This is a genomic window from Kitasatospora sp. NPDC048365, assembly GCF_043200835.1.
GTDB classification, from domain to species: Bacteria; Actinomycetota; Actinomycetes; order Streptomycetales; family Streptomycetaceae; genus Kitasatospora; species Kitasatospora terrestris.
Genome location: NZ_JBICYJ010000014.1, coordinates 109,782 through 126,480 on the forward strand (window position 1 = coordinate 109,782; position 16,699 = coordinate 126,480).

The window sequence follows — 16,699 nt, forward strand, 5'->3', positions numbered from 1 at the left end:
GGTCGCCAGGAAGGGACGGAAGCGGTGCGGGAACTTTCGTGGGAGGAACTGGCCGCGTACCGCGCCAGGGTCCGCGGCTGCCTGCTGGGCGGGGCGATCGGGGACGCGCTCGGCTTCCCCGTCGAAGGGCTGTCGCTGGGCACCGTCCGCGCCCGGTACGGGCCGACCGGCGTCACCGGGCCGGTCCAGGACCGCACCAGGCGGACCGGCCTGATCAGCGACGACACCCAGATGACCCTGTTCACCGCCGAGGGCTGGCTGAACGGCTACCGGCGCATCCGGGCCAAGGGCATCAGCGGCGCCGAGGTCGAGCTGGTCAAGGACGCGTACCTGCGCTGGCTGGACACCCAGGACTTCGACGGCCCACCGCCGCACGACGGCACCCGGCACCGCGGCGGACCGCTGCGCGGGGAGCTGTGGCTGTACGCGCGCAGGGCCCCCGGCCTGGCCTGCCTGTCCGGACTGCGGGAGGGCCGGGCACCGGATCCGCGCAGCGTGATCGACGGCACCCCGGGGCCGGTGAACCCCGGTTCCAAGGGCTGCGGCACGGTGATGCGCTCGGCGCCGTTCGGCTTCACCGAGGGCGAGCCCCGGGCCTCGTTCGAACTCGCCGCCCGGTGCGCCCAGATCACCCACGGCCACCCGACCGGCTACTACGCGGCCGGCGCCTTCGCCGCGATGATCAGCCACCTGGTCGGTGGGGAGCCGCTCGGTGACGCGGTGCGGCTCGCCATGGAACTGCTGGCCGGCTACCCCGGGCACGAGGAGACCTCCGCCGCCCTGCACCGCGCCGTCGACCTCGCGGCGACCGGCGGACCGGCGACCCCCGAGACGGTGGAGTCGCTGGGCGCGGGCTGGGTCGCCGAGGAGGCGCTCGCCATCGCGGTGTACTGCGCGCTCGCCCGCACCGAGTACTGGACCCACCGGACGCCGATCGAGTCGGCCCTGCTGCTCGCCGTCAACCACTCCGGGGACAGCGACTCCACCGGCTCGATCTGCGGCAACCTGCTCGGCGCCCGGCACGGCGACGGGCTGCTCCCGCCCCACTGGCTCGCCCTCGTCGAGGGCCGGGCCGTGATCGCCGCCCTGGCCGACGACTTCGCGGCCGCCGTCCACCCGGGTGAACGGCGGCCCTGGGAGTACTGAACGCTTCGCGGCGTTCCTGTCCGACCGGTAGGGGCGGGCGTAGGCCCATTCGTCGAGCAGGGTGCGGTTGAAGCGTCCGAGCTTGCCGTTGGCCTGGGGCCGGTAGGGCCGACGGCCTCGGTCTCCTGTCCCGGAGCCGGGTGCAGGGCAGGCGTCTCAGCGCTCGGCGGGGGCGGCGCGCCGGTCTGCTTGCCGGGAATCGGATCGCGATCAACGGGGTTGGTGGGGGACGAGCCGTTATTGGAGGGGTCATGCGAGCGATTCAGGTGTACGAAGTGGGCGGTCCCGAGGTGCTGCAGGAGGCCGAGGTGGACCAGCCGCGGCCGGGTCCGGGCGAGGCGCTCGTGGAGGTCGCCGCATCCGGGGTCAACTTCCTCGACGTCTATCACCGCGAAGGCCGGTACAGCCTCCCGCTGCCCTTCACCCCGGGCTCCGAGGGCGCCGGCACGGTCGTCGAAGTCGGACCCGGCGTCACCGACGTCGCAGTCGGGGACCGGGTCGGTTGGGTGGAGATTCCCGGCACGTATGCCGAGCGGGCCGTCGTGGACTCCTCCCGGCTGGTGTCGCTGCCCGACGACATCGGCTTCGAGACAGCCGCCGCCGTGCTCCTCCAAGGCATGACCGCGCACTATCTCGTCAAGGACGCCTACCCGGTCCAGGCGGGCGACACGGTGCTCGTGCATGCGGCTGCCGGCGGCATGGGGCTGCTTCTGACCCAGCTCGTCACCCATCTCGGCGGCAGGGTGATCGGCACGACGTCGACCACGGCGAAGGCCGAGCTGGCGAAGCGTGCCGGGGCCGCCGAGGTGGTCCTCTCCTCCGCAGTCGACGATCTCGCAGCCGAGGTGAGGCGGCTCAACGGCGGTCAGGGACTGCCGGTCGTCTTCGACGGCGTCGGCGCGCACACCTTCGATGCGAGCCTCGCCAGCCTGCGAACCCGCGGCCATCTCGTGCTCTTCGGCGCGGCAAGCGGTGCCGTGCCGCCGTTCGATCCGATCCGGCTCGCCCACGGCGGTTCGCTGACCCTGATCCGGCCCAGCCTCGGGGACTTCATCGCCGATCGGTCCGAACTGCTCCGACGGGCCGCCGATGTGTTCGAGTGGGTGCGCTCCAAGGCGCTCGAGGTCACCGTGACGGGCCGCTACGCACTGTCCGAGGCCGCCCGGGCCCACAGCGATCTGGAGGCTCGGCGTACCACCGGCAAGCTGCTCGTCGTACCCGATGCGGCCGCTGTTGGACGCCGCGAGGAGACGCAGGGCTGATCGCGGGTGACGAGGTCGGGGATCTTGGAGACTGCGATGTCGAGGGCATGACCGACCGTCATCGCCAAGATCCCCCGACAGCGTCAGGCACTCAGCCGGGGGCGACCGCTGGTCCGTCAGGGAGCGCTCAGCCGTGGTGCCGGTGCCAGGCGTCGGCTGCGGCCTGCTGGTCGGCGACCGTCGCCACTGCCTCGGGCGGGGCGTCGGCGAAGATCGAGACCTGCTGCGGGTGCTCGCCGGGCGCGGTCGGGGCCAGCAGGTAGCCCTCCTCGCCGCCGGAGTCGCGGAGCATGCCACTGGGCCACACGTCGCGGCGGGCCCCGGCCAGGGCGAGCAGCCAGCCGTGCGCCTCGAGTTGCCGGCGGACGTCCTGCAGGGCGCCGAAGGCGTCGCCCGCCCGGGCCTCGACCCGGCCCCACGGGCCGTCCACCAGGACCGCGTACAGCTCGCGCCGGTCGGCGGCCCGGCCGTCGAACCAGCAGGAGACCCGGCACGGGGCGGTGCCGGCGGCGCCGACCGCGAGGACGCCCGGACGGTCGTGGCGGAGCTCGTAGGAGGTCGCCGCCTGCTCGGCCGGCTCCTCCTGCCGCGGCGTCGGCTCGCCCTGCGGCGCGAGGGCGTCGGTCAGGTCGAGGGCGACGACGCCCTCCGGCAGGGCGGCGAACACCCGCCCGGCCGGGTCGGCCACCAGGGCGTGGGCGGGCAGTCCGAGGCGCAGGTCGAGCACGGCCGGGACGGCGCCCTGTCGGCGCACCCGCAGCAGCCCGTCGGCCCAGCAGGCGGCGACCAGCGTGCCGTCGGGCGTGGTGGCGACGGCCACCGAGGTCACCGGGTGGTCGCGGACGTCGACCGGCTCACCGGGGCCGTCGGGGCCGTCGGTCCAGGTCAGCACCGCGCCGTCCGCTCCGCCGCTGACGACGGTGATGCGGTCGGCGGTCGCGGTGAGGTCGACCGCGGTGACCGCGCCGCGGTGGAGCGGCCGGTCGGGCATCCCGTGCCGCCCGCCGTCCATGGCGTGCCAGGCGACCAGGCCGTCGCCGGTGCCGGCGGCCAGCAGCGGACCGGCGGCGCCGACGGAGGTGCTCAGGACGGTGACGCCGCCTTCGAGGTTCCTGGTGGCCCAGTCGACGGCGGTGGTCGGGTCGCCACCCTTGTCGGACGGGTAGGGCCAGGTCGCGTTCTTCCCGTTGCGTCCGAGCAGGAAGATCGAGCCTTCCTGACCGCAGGCGTAGGCGAGTTGGCCGTCGGGCATCCGGCTGAGGTCGATCGTCGCGGAGTCCAGACCGGTGCCGGGTTCGACGAACCGGAGCACGCCCGTGCACGCGACGAGCAGGTGGTCGGCGTACGGGCCGTGGCCGCGGACCATCCCGCGGACCTCGGTCCCGCCGCGCGGCTGCTGCGCCGGGAGCGGCCCGTCGAACGGGCCGGACCAGGCGACGCGCCAGCGCTGCCCGGAGACGGCCGCGCAGTACGCGGCGGCCGGCTCGTCGCGGCCGGCCAGCCAGGTGTACAGGGCGGCCGCCCGCTCGGCGGGCGTGGACGCGGCGGGGCGCACCGGGCCGGCCAGGTGCCAGGCCTGGGCCAGGGCGGTCTGCCCGCCGTCGGCGGGCTGGAGCCGCTCGAAGGCCGCGGTGATCGCGGCCGGGTCGGTGTGGACCAGGAAGGCGGGGTCGGTGAGCAGTTGGTCACCGGCGCCGGAGTGGACCGCGTGGCGCAGCAGCAGGCCGAGCCAGCCGGGGTCGGTGCTCTCCAGCAGCGGCCGTCCGTCGTCGCCGCGGGGGATGGCGCCCGCGATGTCGCGCAGCAGCGCGGCGTGGTCGACGGGCGGCGCGGCCTGCGCGACCTGCTCGGCGACCTGGTCGGGCCGCAGCCGCCAGCTGCCGGAGTCGTCCGGCGGCAGGTAGGCGGTGGCCGCGTGGACGGCCCGGGCCCCGTCCGAGCCCGGGAGGGCGATCCACTCCTCCGCGGTGACCGGTCGGCCGGCCGCGGCGAGCGCGCGGAGGGCGGGCGGGACGGCCACCGGGAGGCTCGCCCACCAGGCGGCGGCGAGGACGGCCGCCCGTTCGGCGAGCGGGGCGGCGGGGTCGAGCGGGACGGCGACCGGTGTCCGGTTGGCGAGGTGGGCGAGGGCCGGGCTGGGGTAGACCTGGTCGGCGGCGACCGGGTGGTGGCCCGGCAGCCCGGCGCACCAGGTGGCGAAGCGCTCGGGGTCGGTCCAGTTGGGGTCGTCCAGGTCGAGGACGGCGCCGGCGGGCGCGGCGGCGGCCAGCACGGCGGCGGCCGGGGTGCCGGAGGCGGACTCCACCAGGACGCGCAGCCACGGGACCTGGAGCAGCGGGACGAGCAGTTCGGCGGCGATCCGCTCGGGCATGCCCGGCAGCAGGTCGCCGCCGGCCCGGTCCAGGTCGGTGAGGACCAGGGTGCGGGTCACGCCGTCCTGGAGGGCCGCCATCAGGTCGTCGGGGGTGCGGGCGACCAGGCCGAGCCGCTCGGCGAGCAGCCAGGTGGCGCTACGGACCGTCAGGCCCTCGGCGGAGAGCGCCGCGTGGACCCGGCGGCCGGTGCGCGGGTTGTCCGGCGGGCAGGCCTCGGCGAGCCAGTCGAGCAGGTGGGTGCGGCCGCTTCCGGAGGAGCCGGCGATCCGGCAGGTGCGCGGCGCCCGCGGGTCCTCCAGCCAGGCGAGCAGGGCCAGTCCGGCCGGACGGCGGCCGGCGCGCAGCGGCGGCACGGGGGCCGCCGTGCCGGTCGGGGCCGTGCCGTCGGACGCCTCGCCGTGCACCGGATCGTGGCCGTACGCCGGGTCGTGGCCGTACGCCGGGTTGTGCCAGAAGCGCCTGACGGAGCCCCACTCGGTGACCTGCCAGGCCCCGGCGACGGCCTCCGGCGGGACGCGGCCGGCCGGGTCGTGGCCCTCGTCCACCTGGTACACCCAGCCGCCAGCCGTGGCGGCGTTCTCGGCGCGCTCGTCGTCGAGCTTCGGGTCCGGACGCCAGCCGCGCGGCCGCTGCGGCTCCTTGGGCGGCCGGTAGCCCTCCGCGGCGAGCGCCTTCACCTCGGCGAGGGTGCCCGCGGTCCGGGTCGCGGGGTCGAGCCGCCCGGAGAGGAAGTCCCCCTCCTCGGCGAGGAGTTCCTCGAGGACCTGGGACGGCAGGACGCCCCGGGCGCGGGCGTCGCGCAGCTTGCGGTCCCAGAACATCATGCCGTTGAACTCGCCGGTGACGAGGTGCCTCTCGAAGTCGGCGGCGCCGTCCTCGTCGCAGATCCAGAGGTAGCCCCGGACCAGCCTGGACTCGCTGACCGCCGCGACGTACTCGACCGGCTTGTCGGTGGAGTCGGCGTACCGGAGCGGCCCGTCACCGACGGGCTTGAATTCGAGGCTCGCCGACAGGCGCTCGTATTCGTAGTCCAGGTTCCTGCCACTCACTCGTTCACTCTTTTCCGTCTTTTCCGTCGTCATGCGATGGGAAGGATGTCGGCGAAGATGTGGACCTGGTTGCCCTCCATCAGCGTCCTGTTGACCCGCCACTGGAGGTTGCGGCCCAGCAGCAGTTCACGCTCGGTGCTGCCGATCGACCCCACCTTCTCCATCCACATGCCGGGGGTGCCGGCCGGCGCCCTGAGGTGCACGATGGCGTCCTTGCCGGTCCACATGGCCGGGGAGCCGCCGAGCGAGGTGGACATGTAGCCGCGCTCGGTGAACACCTGGCCCTCCAGCCGCTTCGGGTCGCCGATGCCGCCGAGGAAGTCGAGGTCGGTGCCGCGGGTGAGGACGATGTCGTGCGGGAGCGGCTGGCGGTCGAGCGCCCGGTCCATCGCCCGCACGGAGGCGCCGAGGTTGGTGCCGGCGTCGAGCGGGGCGCCGTCCGCCTCCCGGAGCCCGCCGTTGATCTTCTCGTACGTCATCTTGCTGGCACCCGCGTTCCCCTCGCCCCGGGTGTACCCCTCCAGGGCGTACTCCTCGTTGCGGGGCAGCGCGTCGGCCGTCTTGTCCCAGGTCCGTCTGGCGTACGCCTGGGCGGCGTCGGAGTCCTCGAACCTCTTCACGCCGGGCTGCGACTGCTGCTCCAGCTCGGCGTGGCGGATGTCCTCGCGCTGCCGGTCGAGGGCGCGGGCCCGGTCGAAGTCGCTCATCGGCGGCTCGGACTTCTCCGCCGGGGCCGGCTCGGGCTCGTGCGCGGGGGCTTCGCCGCTCTCGTGGGCCGGGGCGTCCGGGTCGGCGGTGTGCGCGTCGTCCGGCGCGGTCGGCTCGTGGACCTGCTCGGGCGCGGGCTCGTGGACGGGCTCGTGGGCCGGTTCGTGGGTCGGCTCGGGCGCGGGCTCGTGGGCGGGCGCGGGCTCCGGTTCCGGTGTGTGCCCGGGCGTCGGGTCGGCGGGCTCGTGGGGACGGGCCGGCGCCGGCTCCGCCACCGGCTCGTGGACGGGGGCGGGCTCCGGCGCCGGCGTGTGCGGGGCCGGCGCGGGCTCCGGGGCCGGGTGGAACGGGGCCGGCTCCGGAGCCGGGTGGAACGGGGCCGGCTCCGGAGCCGGGTGGAACGGGGCCGGCTCCGGGGCCGGGTGGTAGGGCGCGGCCTCGGGGGCCGGGGCGTGCGGGGCGGACGTGGGCTGGGTGACGGTGTTGAACGGGTCGGCGGACCCGCCGCCGTACCCCTGCGGGGCGGGCTGGTCGGTGCGCGGGACGTTCTCCGGCCAGGCCTGCCGGGGCGGGGCGCCGGGCGGGTCGAAGGCGTTGAGCCCGGCCCGCTCGCCCGCGTTGACGCCCGCCCGCTCGCCGGTGTTGACCGCGGCCCGCTCACTGACATTGACCGCGCCGCGCTCGGCGATGTTGATCGCCCCGCGCTCGGCGCTGTTCATGGCGATGTTCTTGACCACGACGCCGGCCTCGCTGCCGCCGCCGGTGACCATGCCGGAGCCGATGTTGAAGATCATCTTTCCGCCGGCCTCGAACGGGTCGTCGCCCCAGCCGGTGCCGACCATCGCCTTGCCGAGCTCCACCGGGTGGTTGGCGGTGGTGACCAGGCCCGCGAGGGTGGTGTTGACGTGGTCCATGTACTGCGCGGGGTGGGTGAGGTTGTACGGGTCCATCGGGTTGAGCCCGCGGGCGAACTTCAGCAGGTCCGCGCCGCCCTTGACGATGCCGCCCTGGAGGTGGACGTAGCCGACGGCGGCGACGTCGAAGGAGTCCGCGGCGGCGGCGCCGAGGCGGTCCATGAAGCTGGGCTTGGCGGGTGCCCGGCCGACCGCGCCGCGCAGCGACTGGGCGGCCGTCTGGGCCGCCGAGTCGCGCTGCTTGCGGGCGTTCTTGAGCTGCTCGACGGCCTGCTTGAGCCCGGCCTCGCCCGGGTCGTGGAAGTCCCCGGGCCGGTTCGGCGGGGTGCCGGGGTCGCCGCCCGACGCGGCGGCCTTGTTGTAGTGGTCGGCGGCCTTGTTGTAGTCGTCGACGGCGCGTTTGTGGGCGTCCCGGGCGTCCTCGGAGGCCTTCTTGGCGGTGGTGTAGGTGTCGATCGCCTGCTGCGCCTGGTCCTGTGCCCACTGCACGGTCTCGGCGTACGCGTACAGCGCGGTCGCGGCGGAGCCGCAGGCGTCGGCGGCGGCCAGCCACATCGGCGGGTGCGGGGCGAACTTGGCGCGGAAGGCGTCGGCGGCGGAGCCCCGCCAGTGCTCGTGGTCGAGCTTGGTGAGCCCGGATCCGGTCTCGTCGAAGGCGGTGCGGAACTTGTTGAGGTGCTGGGCGGTCTCGTTGATCTTCTTGACGTCGCCGTGGACCAGCTCCTTCGGGTCGTCGGTCATGCCGAGCCCGAGCTCGCCGATGTGCACGCCCATCGAGTCGGCGACGCTGTCGCCCCACTTGTCGACGGCGTGCGCGGCGTCGTCCAGGCCGACCGCGTCCAGCAGGCCGCCGGCGACGTGGGCGTTGGTGTCGACGAACTCGCCGACGGCGCGCTTGCCGGAGTCGACCAGGTTGCCGACGCTGTCGAGCCACCCCATCAGTGGGCCCCCTGCGTCATCTGCTGGTAGGCGGCGTTCTCCTGCTGGGCCTCCTGCTTGAGGCGCGCGGCGTGCTCCGGGTCGTAGGCGAGGTTGGGGTGGCCGAGCGCGATCCGGCTCTCCAGCAGGTCGGCCTCGGTGTTCTTCCAGGCGGCGTCGGAGTGCAGGGCCGCGGCCTGGAAGGACTGGGCGGAGTAGTCGGCGTGGGCGACCTGGGTGACCGCGTTGTCCTTGAGCGTGTCGCCCCAGGACCGGCCCTCGACCTCCTCCTGGGTCAGGTTGGGGTTGCCCATCGCGGCGCTGTAGACGTCCTTGGCCACGCCGGAGACGTACTGCTCCTGGTCGTGGTAGAGCCCGGCGGACAGGTTCAGCCGCTCGGCGAACTGGTTGCCGTCCTGGATCATCGCCCGGACCCCCCAGCCCCAGCGCTCGCAGAACTCGTCGAGGACCCCCTGCAGGTCGGGGTGGCCGATCTCCATCCCGGTCAGCTTCAGGTTCTCGAAACCGCGGCCGACCTCGGCGGTCTCCACGATCCCGATCGACTTGAGCTCGTCGATCGAGTGGTTGATGCCGTCGGCCGCCAGCTTCAGCGCCTGCGGATCGACCTGGTACTCGGTCACGCCTCTCCCCCCGTCCTGGGCCGCCCGTCACGCCGGCCCGTTCCCCCCAGTGGCGAGAAGAGTACTCAATGCGAACTCACACACCGTCACCACGGCCGGGATGCGGACCGGCCCCGGTCGAGGCCGGGGCGGGGCGGCATAATCCCAGCATGCGGACTAGCATGCGGGGTGCACCGTAGCCCTGCGCCCCGTTTCCCCGCGGAGTTCGGCGGGGTTATCGCCGGTACGGCAACGGAGCCGTATCCGGCTGTGGACCGCGAAAGAACAGGACGCATTACGTGACTGCACTGTCTGTGAGCACCTCCTCCGCCGCTTCGCTGCGCGCGGACGCCCTGGTGATCGGCGTGGCGAAGGGCCCGAAGGGCCTGGTCGTCACCTCGGGCGCCGAGGCCGTCGTCGAGGCCTTCGGGGGCACGCTGGCCGAGGTCCTCACCACCCTGGGCGCGACCGGCGCCGAGGGTGAGGCGGTCAAGCTCCCCGCCGCGGCCGGCCTGAAGGCCCCGCTGGTGCTGGCCGTGGGCCTGGGCGAGGCCGTCGAGGGCGGCTACTCGGCCGAGGCGCTGCGCAAGGCGGCCGGTGTCGCCGCCCGCACCCTGGCGGGTTCGAAGAAGGTCGCGCTGGCGCTGCCGGCCGCCTCCGCCGAGGAGATCGAGGCGGTCGCGCTGGGCGCGCTGCTCGGCTCGTACGCCTTCGGCCTGTACAAGGGCGAGAACGGCAAGACTCCGGTCGGCGAGCTGGTCCTGCTGACCGACCGCAAGGGCTCCAAGGAGGCCAAGGCGGCCGTCGAGCGCGCCACCGCGATCGGCGAGGAGATGAACCGCGCCCGCGACCTGATCAACACCGCGCCGAACGACCTCAACCCGAAGTCCTTCGCCTCGCTGGCGCAGACGGTGGGCAAGGAGCACGGCCTCAAGGTCGAGGTGCTGGACGAGAAGGCGCTGACCAAGGGCGGCTTCGGCGGCATCCTGGGCGTCGGCGTCGGCTCCGCCAACCCGCCGCGGCTGGTGAAGGTGGTCTACACCCACCCGAAGGCCCGGGCCTCGCTCGCCTTCGTCGGCAAGGGCATCACCTACGACTCGGGCGGCATCTCGCTGAAGCCGGCCGGCCACAACGAGACCATGAAGTGCGACATGTCCGGCGCCGCCGCCGTGTTCGCCGCCGTGGTCGCCGCCAAGCGCCTGGGCCTGCAGGTCAACGTCACCGGCTGGCTGGCGCTGGCCGAGAACATGCCGTCCGGCTCCGCCACCCGCCCCGGCGACGTGCTGCGGATGTACGGCGGCAAGACCGTCGAGGTGCTGAACACCGACGCCGAGGGCCGCCTGGTGCTGGCCGACGCGATCGTCAAGGCCGGCGAGGACAAGCCGGACGTGATCGTGGACGTCGCCACCCTGACCGGCGCGATGGTGCTCGCCCTGGGCACCCGCACCTTCGGCGTGATGGCCAACAACGACGAGCTGCGCACCAAGCTGCACGAGACCGCCGGCGCGGTGGGCGAGCAGTCCTGGCCGATGCCGCTCCCGGCCGACCTGCGCAAGGGCATGGTCGAGTCGACCGTCGCCGACCTCGCCAACATGGGCGAGCGGATGGGCGGCGGCCTGGTGGCCGGCCTGTTCCTGAAGGAGTTCGTCGCCGAGGGCATCGACTGGGCGCACCTCGACATCGCCGGCCCGGCGTTCAACGAGGGCGGCCCGCACGGCTACACCCCGAAGGGCGGCACCGCGAGCGCGGTGCGCACCCTGGTCCGCTTCGCGGAGGACACCGCCGCGGGCGTCTGAGTGACGACGCGGTGACGTCAGGGGCCCCGCCGGTGCGGGGCCCCTTTCGCGTCTCCGCACACCCCCGCCGCATTACCAGCGAGTAGCTTCCGGCACAAGAGCGGTCGCCTGTTCGCCTCGGGCGAAACTTTGTTCCGCAGAGTGGAACGGTGCTGCTGGACGGGTCTGTCAAGTCGACCTCCCCGCGCCGACAGCACGGCTGTGAGCTGCGGCGATACCCCCACGTACGGGGTATTCCGACCCTCATGTACGGTCGTCCGGCCCACGTCGTGGCAGCCCCGGACATCAGCCGCCGCCAACAAGTGCAAAGATGTATTTCCGGCATGACTGGGCGCGCCCTTACAAGGGTCACCCACCCACCGGACCGCGACCGGCCCGGCGATCCGCACCTTTTGCATGGAGGACGTGACGTGGCGAACGACGCCAGCACCGTTTTCGACGTAGTCATTCTCGGAGGCGGAAGCGGCGGTTACGCCGCGGCGCTCCGTGGCGCCCAGCTGGGCCTGAGCGTCGCGCTGATCGAGAAGGGTGAGCTCGGCGGCACCTGCCTGCACCGCGGCTGCATCCCGACCAAGGCCCTGCTGCACGCGGCCGAGGTCGCGGACGAGACCCGCGAGGCGGGCGAGTTCGGCGTCCTCGCCACCTTCCAGGGCATCGACATCAACGGCGTCCACAAGTACAAGGACGACGTCGTCTCGGGCCTGTACAAGGGCCTGCAGGGCCTGGTCGCCTCCCGCAAGGTCACCTTCATCCAGGGCGAGGGCCGGCTGTCGTCCCAGACCTCGGTGGACGTGAACGGCCAGCGCATCGAGGGCCGCCACATCGTCCTGGCGACCGGCTCGGTGCCGCGCTCGATCCCGGGCCTGGAGATCGACGGCAACCGGATCATCTCCTCCGACCACGCCCTCAAGCTCGACTACATCCCGAAGTCGGCCGTCATCCTCGGCGGCGGCGTGATCGGTGTCGAGTTCGCCTCCGTGTGGAAGTCGTTCGGCGTCGACGTCACCATCGTCGAGGGCCTGCCGCACCTCGTGCCGCTGGAGGACGAGAACTCCTCCAAGCTGCTGGAGCGTGCCTTCCGCAAGCGCGGCATCAAGTTCGAGCTCAAGGCCCGCTTCTCCGGTGTCGAGTACACCGAGACCGGCATCCGCGTCTCCACCGAGAACGGCAAGGTCATCGAGGCGGACGTGCTGCTCGTCGCGATCGGCCGCGGCCCGGTCTCGGCCGGCCTCGGCTACGAGGAGCAGGGCGTCGCGATGGACCGCGGCTACGTCCTGGTCGACGAGTTCATGCGCACCAACGTGCCGACCATCTCCGCCGTCGGCGACCTGGCCCCGACCCTCCAGCTGGCCCACGTCGGCTTCGCCGAGGGCATCCTGGTGGCCGAGCGCCTGGCCGGTCTGAAGACCGTGCCGATCGACTACGACGGCATCCCGCGCGTCACCTACTCCAACCCCGAGGTCGCCTCGGTGGGCCTCTCCGAGGCCAAGGCCGTCGAGCAGTACGGCAAGGAGAAGGTCGTCACGCTGAAGTACAACCTGGCCGGCAACGGCAAGAGCAAGATCCTCAAGACCGCCGGCGAGATCAAGCTCGTCCAGGTCAAGGACGGCGCCGTGGTGGGTGTCCACATGGTCGGCGCCCGGATGGGCGAGCAGGTCGGCGAGGCCCAGCTGATCTACAACTGGGAGGCCCTGCCCTCCGAGGTCGCGCAGCTCATCCACGCGCACCCCAGCCAGTCCGAGGCCCTCGGTGAGGCGCACCTGGCGCTGGCCGGCAAGCCGCTGCACGCGCACGACTGATAGCGCCCGCTTCCTCCTTCCCATACCTGTACGACTCGTACGCAAGACTTGATAGGAGTCGCTGAAACCATGGCGGTCTCAGTAACACTGCCCGCGCTGGGCGAGAGCGTGACCGAAGGCACCGTCACCCGCTGGCTGAAGGCCGAGGGTGAGCGCGTGGAGGTCGACGAGCCGCTGCTCGAGGTCTCCACCGACAAGGTCGACACCGAGATCCCGGCGCCGGCCTCCGGCATCCTGGCCTCGATCAAGGTCGGCGAGGACGAGACGGTCGAGGTGGGCGCCGAGCTGGCGATCATCGACGACGGCAGCGGTGCCCCCGTGGCCGCCGCCGCCCCGGTCGCCGAGGCCGCTCCGGCCGCCCCGGCCCCGGTCGCCGAGGCCCCCGCCGCTGCCCCGGCCCCCGTCGCCGCCGCCCCGGCCGCTGCCGCTCCGGCCGCCGACGCCACCCCGGTGCTGCTGCCGGCGCTCGGCGAGTCGGTCACCGAGGGCACCGTCACCCGCTGGCTGAAGGCCGAGGGTGACACCGTCGAGGTCGACGAGCCGCTGCTCGAGGTCTCCACCGACAAGGTCGACACCGAGATCCCGTCGCCGGTCGCCGGCGTCGTCGTGAAGATCCTGGTCGGCGAGGACGAGACCGCCGAGGTCGGCGCCCAGCTCGCGCTGATCGGCGCCCCGGGTGCCGCTCCGGCCGCCGCCGCTCCGGCTGCCCCGGCCGCCCCGGCTGCCGCTCCGGCTCCGGTCGCCGCCCCGGCCCCGGTTGCTCCGGCCGCCCCGGCCCCCGCGCCGGTCGCCGCCGCTCCGGCCCCCGTCGCCGCCCCGGCCCCCGTGGCCCCGGTCGCCGCCCCGGCTGCCGCCCCCGTGGCCGACGCCGGTGACGCCTACGTCACCCCGCTGGTCCGCAAGCTCGCCGCGGAGCAGGGCGTCGCCCTGTCCGCCGTCACCGGCACCGGTGTCGGCGGCCGCATCCGCAAGCAGGACGTGATCGCCGCCGCCGAGGCCGCGAAGGCCGCTCCGGCGCCCGTCGCCGCCCCGGCCGCTGCCGCCGCCCCGAAGGCCACCGCCGCGCCGTCCGCGCTGCGCGGCCAGACGGTCAAGATGACCCGCATGCGCAAGGTCATCGGCGACAACATGCTGAAGGCGCTGCACGAGCAGGCGCAGCTCACCAGCGTGGTCGAGGTGGACGTCACCCGGATCATGTCGCTGCGCGGCAAGGCCAAGGACTCCTTCCTCGCCCGCGAGGGCGTGAAGCTGTCCCCGATGCCGTTCTTCGTCAAGGCCGCCGCCCAGGCGCTGAAGGCCCACGCGGTCGTCAACGCCCGGATCAACGAGGCCGAGGGCACCATCACCTACTTCGACACCGAGAACATCGGTATCGCGGTGGACTCGGAGAAGGGTCTGATGACCCCGGTCATCAAGGGTGCGGGCGACCTCAACATCGCCGGCATCTCGAAGAAGACCGCCGAGCTGGCCGACAAGGTCCGCAACAACAAGATCACCCCGGACGAGCTGTCCGGCGCGACCTTCACCATCAGCAACACCGGTTCGCGCGGCGCTCTGTTCGACACCGTGATCGTGCCGCCGAACCAGGTCGCCATCCTGGGCATCGGCGCCACCGTCAAGCGCCCGGTGGTCATCGAGTCCGACGGCGGCACCGCCATCGGCATCCGCGACATGACCTACCTGTCGCTCTCCTACGACCACCGCCTGGTGGACGGCGCCGACGCCGCCCGCTACCTGGTCGCGGTCAAGGAGATCCTGGAGGCCGGCGAGTTCGAGGTCGAGCTCGGCCTGTAAGGCCCGGCGCGTCCGCGACGCTCACTCCGAAGGCCCCCGTCCGGCACCCGCCGGGTGGGGGCCTTCGCGTGCCGCGCGTGCGGGCGTGGTGGCGAACGGGGATGCTGGAGCGGTGATGGACGAGACCGACTTCTGGCAGTTGATCGACGAGACCAGGGACGCCGCCGACGGGGATCCGGACGAGCAGGCGGACGCGCTGGTGGAGCGCCTCGTCCAGTTGACCCCGGACGACGTGGTGGACTTCGCCCGACTGTTCGAAGCGCGGTTCCAGCGGGCGTACACGGTGGAGCTGTGGGGGGCGGCGCACCTGCTGCTCGGCGGGGCCTCCGAGGACTCCTTCGACTACTTCCGGTGCTGGCTGATCGGGCAGGGCCGGGAGGTGTTCGAGGGCACGGCGCACCAGCCGGACGCGCTGGCCGAGCTGGTGCCCGACTTCGACGAGGAGGAGGACGGCGAGGCCGAGGACCTGGGCTACGCCGCGGACGAGGCGTACGAGCAGCTCACCGGGCTGCCGCTGCCGGACGTCGGCGGGACACCGCCGCGCGCGCCGGCCGGCGTGCCGTTCGACTTCACGGACGCCGACCAGCTGGCGAAGCGCTACCCGCAGCTGTGGGAGCTGTTCGGGGAGTGAGCCGGGCGGGCGGGGTGGGCTGCCGCGCGGTCAGGTGCCCGGAGGGCCGGATCAGGTCCCGGAGCCGGAGCCGAGCGCGCGGATGCCGGCCGTGATCTGGTCGAGGACCACCGGGTCGGGGGCCTGGGCGCTGTCGTCCACGCCGCCGTGCAGGATCGTGTAGCCGCCGCCCGCGGCGGGGACGGCGACGACCAGCAGGTAGCCCTCCTCGCCGGTGGTCGGGGTGACGTGCCAGCGCACCGCGTACCCCTTCGCCCCGGCGACGGTGATGGTGCCGGAGCCGAGCTCCTCGTGGTCCTCCAGGTCGCCGAAGGAGCGCGGGGCGTACACCGCCATCACGGCCTCGGCGACCGTACGGGCGTCGGTGCCCGGGCTGGGCGAGACCTCCACCGAGTACTGGCCGCGCACGCACTTCGAGGTCTGGCCGCACTCGTACTCGCCGACGCTCTGGAACACGGTGGAGGTGGTGCCGGTCGTCAGCCGGGGCACCCAGCCGTTGGCGATCGGGACGCTCCAGCCGTGCGTCCGGTCGTCCAGCGCCTTGCCGCTCAGCGCGGTGCCGGAGGGCGCCGGCTGCGCGGACCGGGAGGCGGACGGGCGCGGGCTCGCGGAGGCGCTGCGGCTGGGCGCGACCGAGCGGGAGGCGGACGGCGCCGCGATCGGGCTCCGGGACGGGGTGGGGTCCGGGTCGCCGCCCGGGATGAACGCGACGGCGGCGGCGATCGCGCCGCCGATGACGGCGAGGGAGGCGACCGTCGCGCCGATCACCAGGCCGTTGCGGCGCGGCGGCGAGGGCTGCGGCGCGGGCTGCTGGGACGGCATCGGCGGGACGGCGGCGCCGGGCCAGGCCTGGGTGGGGGCGTCGGCGATCCGGTGCGCGGGGCGGGTGTCGGCCGTCCACGCGGTGCCGTCCCACCAGCGTTCCTCGGTGGTGCCGGGGACGGGGTACCAGCCGGGCGGCGTCGGGGTGCTCATCCCCGTAACGGTACTGGCCGACGCTGGACCGGCGGGAGGGCATCAAAGGTCACGAATCGGCTCGCCCGGTCCCCTTGACGCAGGGTCGGGCCGGGGCGGGGCGGGCGCCCGGCCGGGGCCAGGCCGGCCGGTGCGCGGTCAGGCGGTGAGGCTGCGGCCCATCCAGACGTCGTCGACGTACGCGCCGTCGAGCAGGAACTCGCCGGGGAGGATGCCGTCCACGGTGAAGCCGCGGCGCTCGTAGAGGCGGCGGGCCGGGCCGTTGTGGGCGAGCACCCGCAGGGTCATCTTCCGGGCGCCGGCCGCGCGGGCGGCCTCGCAGGCGGCCTCGATCAGCGCGTCCCCCACGCCGAGCCCGCGGGCGTCCGGCAGCACGCCGAGGCCCTGGATCTGCCGGACGTGCGCGTTGGAGCGCAGCGAGGTCGGCGGCACCTGGCGGACGTACCCCACCAGCCGGCCGTCGAGTTCGGCGACCAGGTGCTGCGCCGGGGTGTGCGACTCGTCGAAGAACGGCCGGCCCTCGGGCGGCTGCGGCGCGACGGCGTGCAGGGTGGACCAGACGGCGTGGTCGAGCTCGGCCAACGCCGTGTCGTCCATCGTGGTGGCCGCGCGGATCGTCAGATGGTGCGATGACATGCGCGTCATGCTAATTCGGCGACTCGCATTGTCCAGCGGATTTCCGCGGGCCGGTGCGGGGGCCCGGAGCGGGGGG

The 16,699-nt window shown here is 73.9% G+C and carries 11 protein-coding genes and 1 pseudogene; 6 read left to right on the forward strand and 6 right to left on the reverse strand.

Annotation, left to right across the window (positions count from 1 at the left end; genetic code table 11):
• Positions 1-24: 24 nt before the first annotated feature.
• On the forward strand, positions 25-1,146 hold the full coding sequence (locus ACGFX4_RS16940; RefSeq protein ID WP_393074358.1) for an ADP-ribosylglycohydrolase family protein: 1,122 nt from the start codon (positions 25-27) through the stop codon (positions 1,144-1,146).
• 18 nt (positions 1,147-1,164) lie between these two features.
• Here the strand turns inward: ACGFX4_RS16940 and ACGFX4_RS16945 are convergent.
• Positions 1,165-1,257, reverse strand: a pseudogene (locus ACGFX4_RS16945) (integrase core domain-containing protein); the annotation flags it as partial.
• Between the two features lie 140 nt (positions 1,258-1,397).
• Between ACGFX4_RS16945 and ACGFX4_RS16950 the strand changes: the two are divergent.
• Positions 1,398-2,408: a quinone oxidoreductase family protein gene (locus ACGFX4_RS16950; RefSeq protein WP_393074361.1), complete on the forward strand. Its 1,011-nt coding sequence runs from the start codon at positions 1,398-1,400 to the stop codon at positions 2,406-2,408.
• A gap of 127 nt (positions 2,409-2,535) precedes the next feature.
• Here ACGFX4_RS16950 and ACGFX4_RS16955 read toward each other — a convergent pair whose 3' ends face one another.
• From ACGFX4_RS16955 to ACGFX4_RS16965, 3 genes are read right to left on the reverse strand one after another with little or no spacing between them, the layout of a single operon-like run.
• On the reverse strand, positions 2,536-5,832 hold the full coding sequence (locus ACGFX4_RS16955) for a hypothetical protein (RefSeq protein ID WP_393074364.1): 3,297 nt from the start codon (positions 5,830-5,832) through the stop codon (positions 2,536-2,538).
• Between the two features lie 29 nt (positions 5,833-5,861).
• Entirely contained in the window at positions 5,862-8,393 is a 2,532-nt protein-coding gene (locus ACGFX4_RS16960; protein ID WP_393074367.1) for a putative T7SS-secreted protein, read from the reverse strand.
• Entirely contained in the window at positions 8,393-9,013 is a 621-nt protein-coding gene (locus ACGFX4_RS16965; RefSeq protein WP_393074370.1) for a hypothetical protein, read from the reverse strand. Before ACGFX4_RS16965 ends, ACGFX4_RS16960 begins: the two co-directional genes overlap by 1 nt.
• 278 nt (positions 9,014-9,291) lie before the next feature.
• Here ACGFX4_RS16965 and ACGFX4_RS16970 point away from each other — a divergent pair, with 278 nt between their 5' ends.
• The 4 genes from ACGFX4_RS16970 (at position 9,292) to ACGFX4_RS16985 (ending at position 15,012) form a co-directional block, all read left to right on the forward strand.
• Positions 9,292-10,788, forward strand: a complete 1,497-nt coding sequence (locus tag ACGFX4_RS16970) for a leucyl aminopeptidase (RefSeq protein ID WP_393074373.1) — start codon at positions 9,292-9,294, stop codon at positions 10,786-10,788.
• Positions 10,789-11,180: 392 nt separating this feature from the next.
• Complete coding sequence (gene lpdA / locus ACGFX4_RS16975) at positions 11,181-12,587, forward strand: dihydrolipoyl dehydrogenase (protein ID WP_393074376.1); 1,407 nt, start codon at positions 11,181-11,183, stop codon at positions 12,585-12,587.
• Positions 12,588-12,656: 69 nt separating this feature from the next.
• Positions 12,657-14,381: a 2-oxoglutarate dehydrogenase, E2 component, dihydrolipoamide succinyltransferase gene (sucB, locus tag ACGFX4_RS16980; protein WP_393074379.1), complete on the forward strand. Its 1,725-nt coding sequence runs from the start codon at positions 12,657-12,659 to the stop codon at positions 14,379-14,381.
• Between the two features lie 115 nt (positions 14,382-14,496).
• Entirely contained in the window at positions 14,497-15,012 is a 516-nt protein-coding gene (locus ACGFX4_RS16985) for a DUF4240 domain-containing protein (RefSeq protein ID WP_393074382.1), read from the forward strand.
• Between the two features lie 51 nt (positions 15,013-15,063).
• Here the strand turns inward: ACGFX4_RS16985 and ACGFX4_RS16990 are convergent, their stop codons facing one another.
• Both ACGFX4_RS16990 and ACGFX4_RS16995 read right to left on the reverse strand, forming a co-directional pair.
• Complete coding sequence (locus ACGFX4_RS16990) at positions 15,064-15,987, reverse strand: DUF2510 domain-containing protein (protein ID WP_393074385.1); 924 nt, start codon at positions 15,985-15,987, stop codon at positions 15,064-15,066.
• A 138-nt stretch (positions 15,988-16,125) separates the two neighbouring features.
• On the reverse strand, positions 16,126-16,632 hold the full coding sequence (locus ACGFX4_RS16995) for a GNAT family N-acetyltransferase (protein WP_393074388.1): 507 nt from the start codon (positions 16,630-16,632) through the stop codon (positions 16,126-16,128).
• Positions 16,633-16,699: the final 67 nt, after the last annotated feature.

Coding starts and splice junctions, on each gene's coding strand:
- ACGFX4_RS16990 (WP_393074385.1), bottom strand. CDS start 15,987: ATGAGCACCCCGACGCCGCCCGGCTGGTACCCCGTCCCCGGCACCACC.
- ACGFX4_RS16960 (WP_393074367.1), bottom strand. CDS start 8,393: ATGGGGTGGCTCGACAGCGTCGGCAACCTGGTCGACTCCGGCAAGCGC.
- sucB (WP_393074379.1), top strand. CDS start 12,657: ATGGCGGTCTCAGTAACACTGCCCGCGCTGGGCGAGAGCGTGACCGAA.
- ACGFX4_RS16995 (WP_393074388.1), bottom strand. CDS start 16,632: ATGACGCGCATGTCATCGCACCATCTGACGATCCGCGCGGCCACCACG.
- ACGFX4_RS16985 (WP_393074382.1), top strand. CDS start 14,497: ATGGACGAGACCGACTTCTGGCAGTTGATCGACGAGACCAGGGACGCC.
- ACGFX4_RS16950 (WP_393074361.1), top strand. CDS start 1,398: ATGCGAGCGATTCAGGTGTACGAAGTGGGCGGTCCCGAGGTGCTGCAG.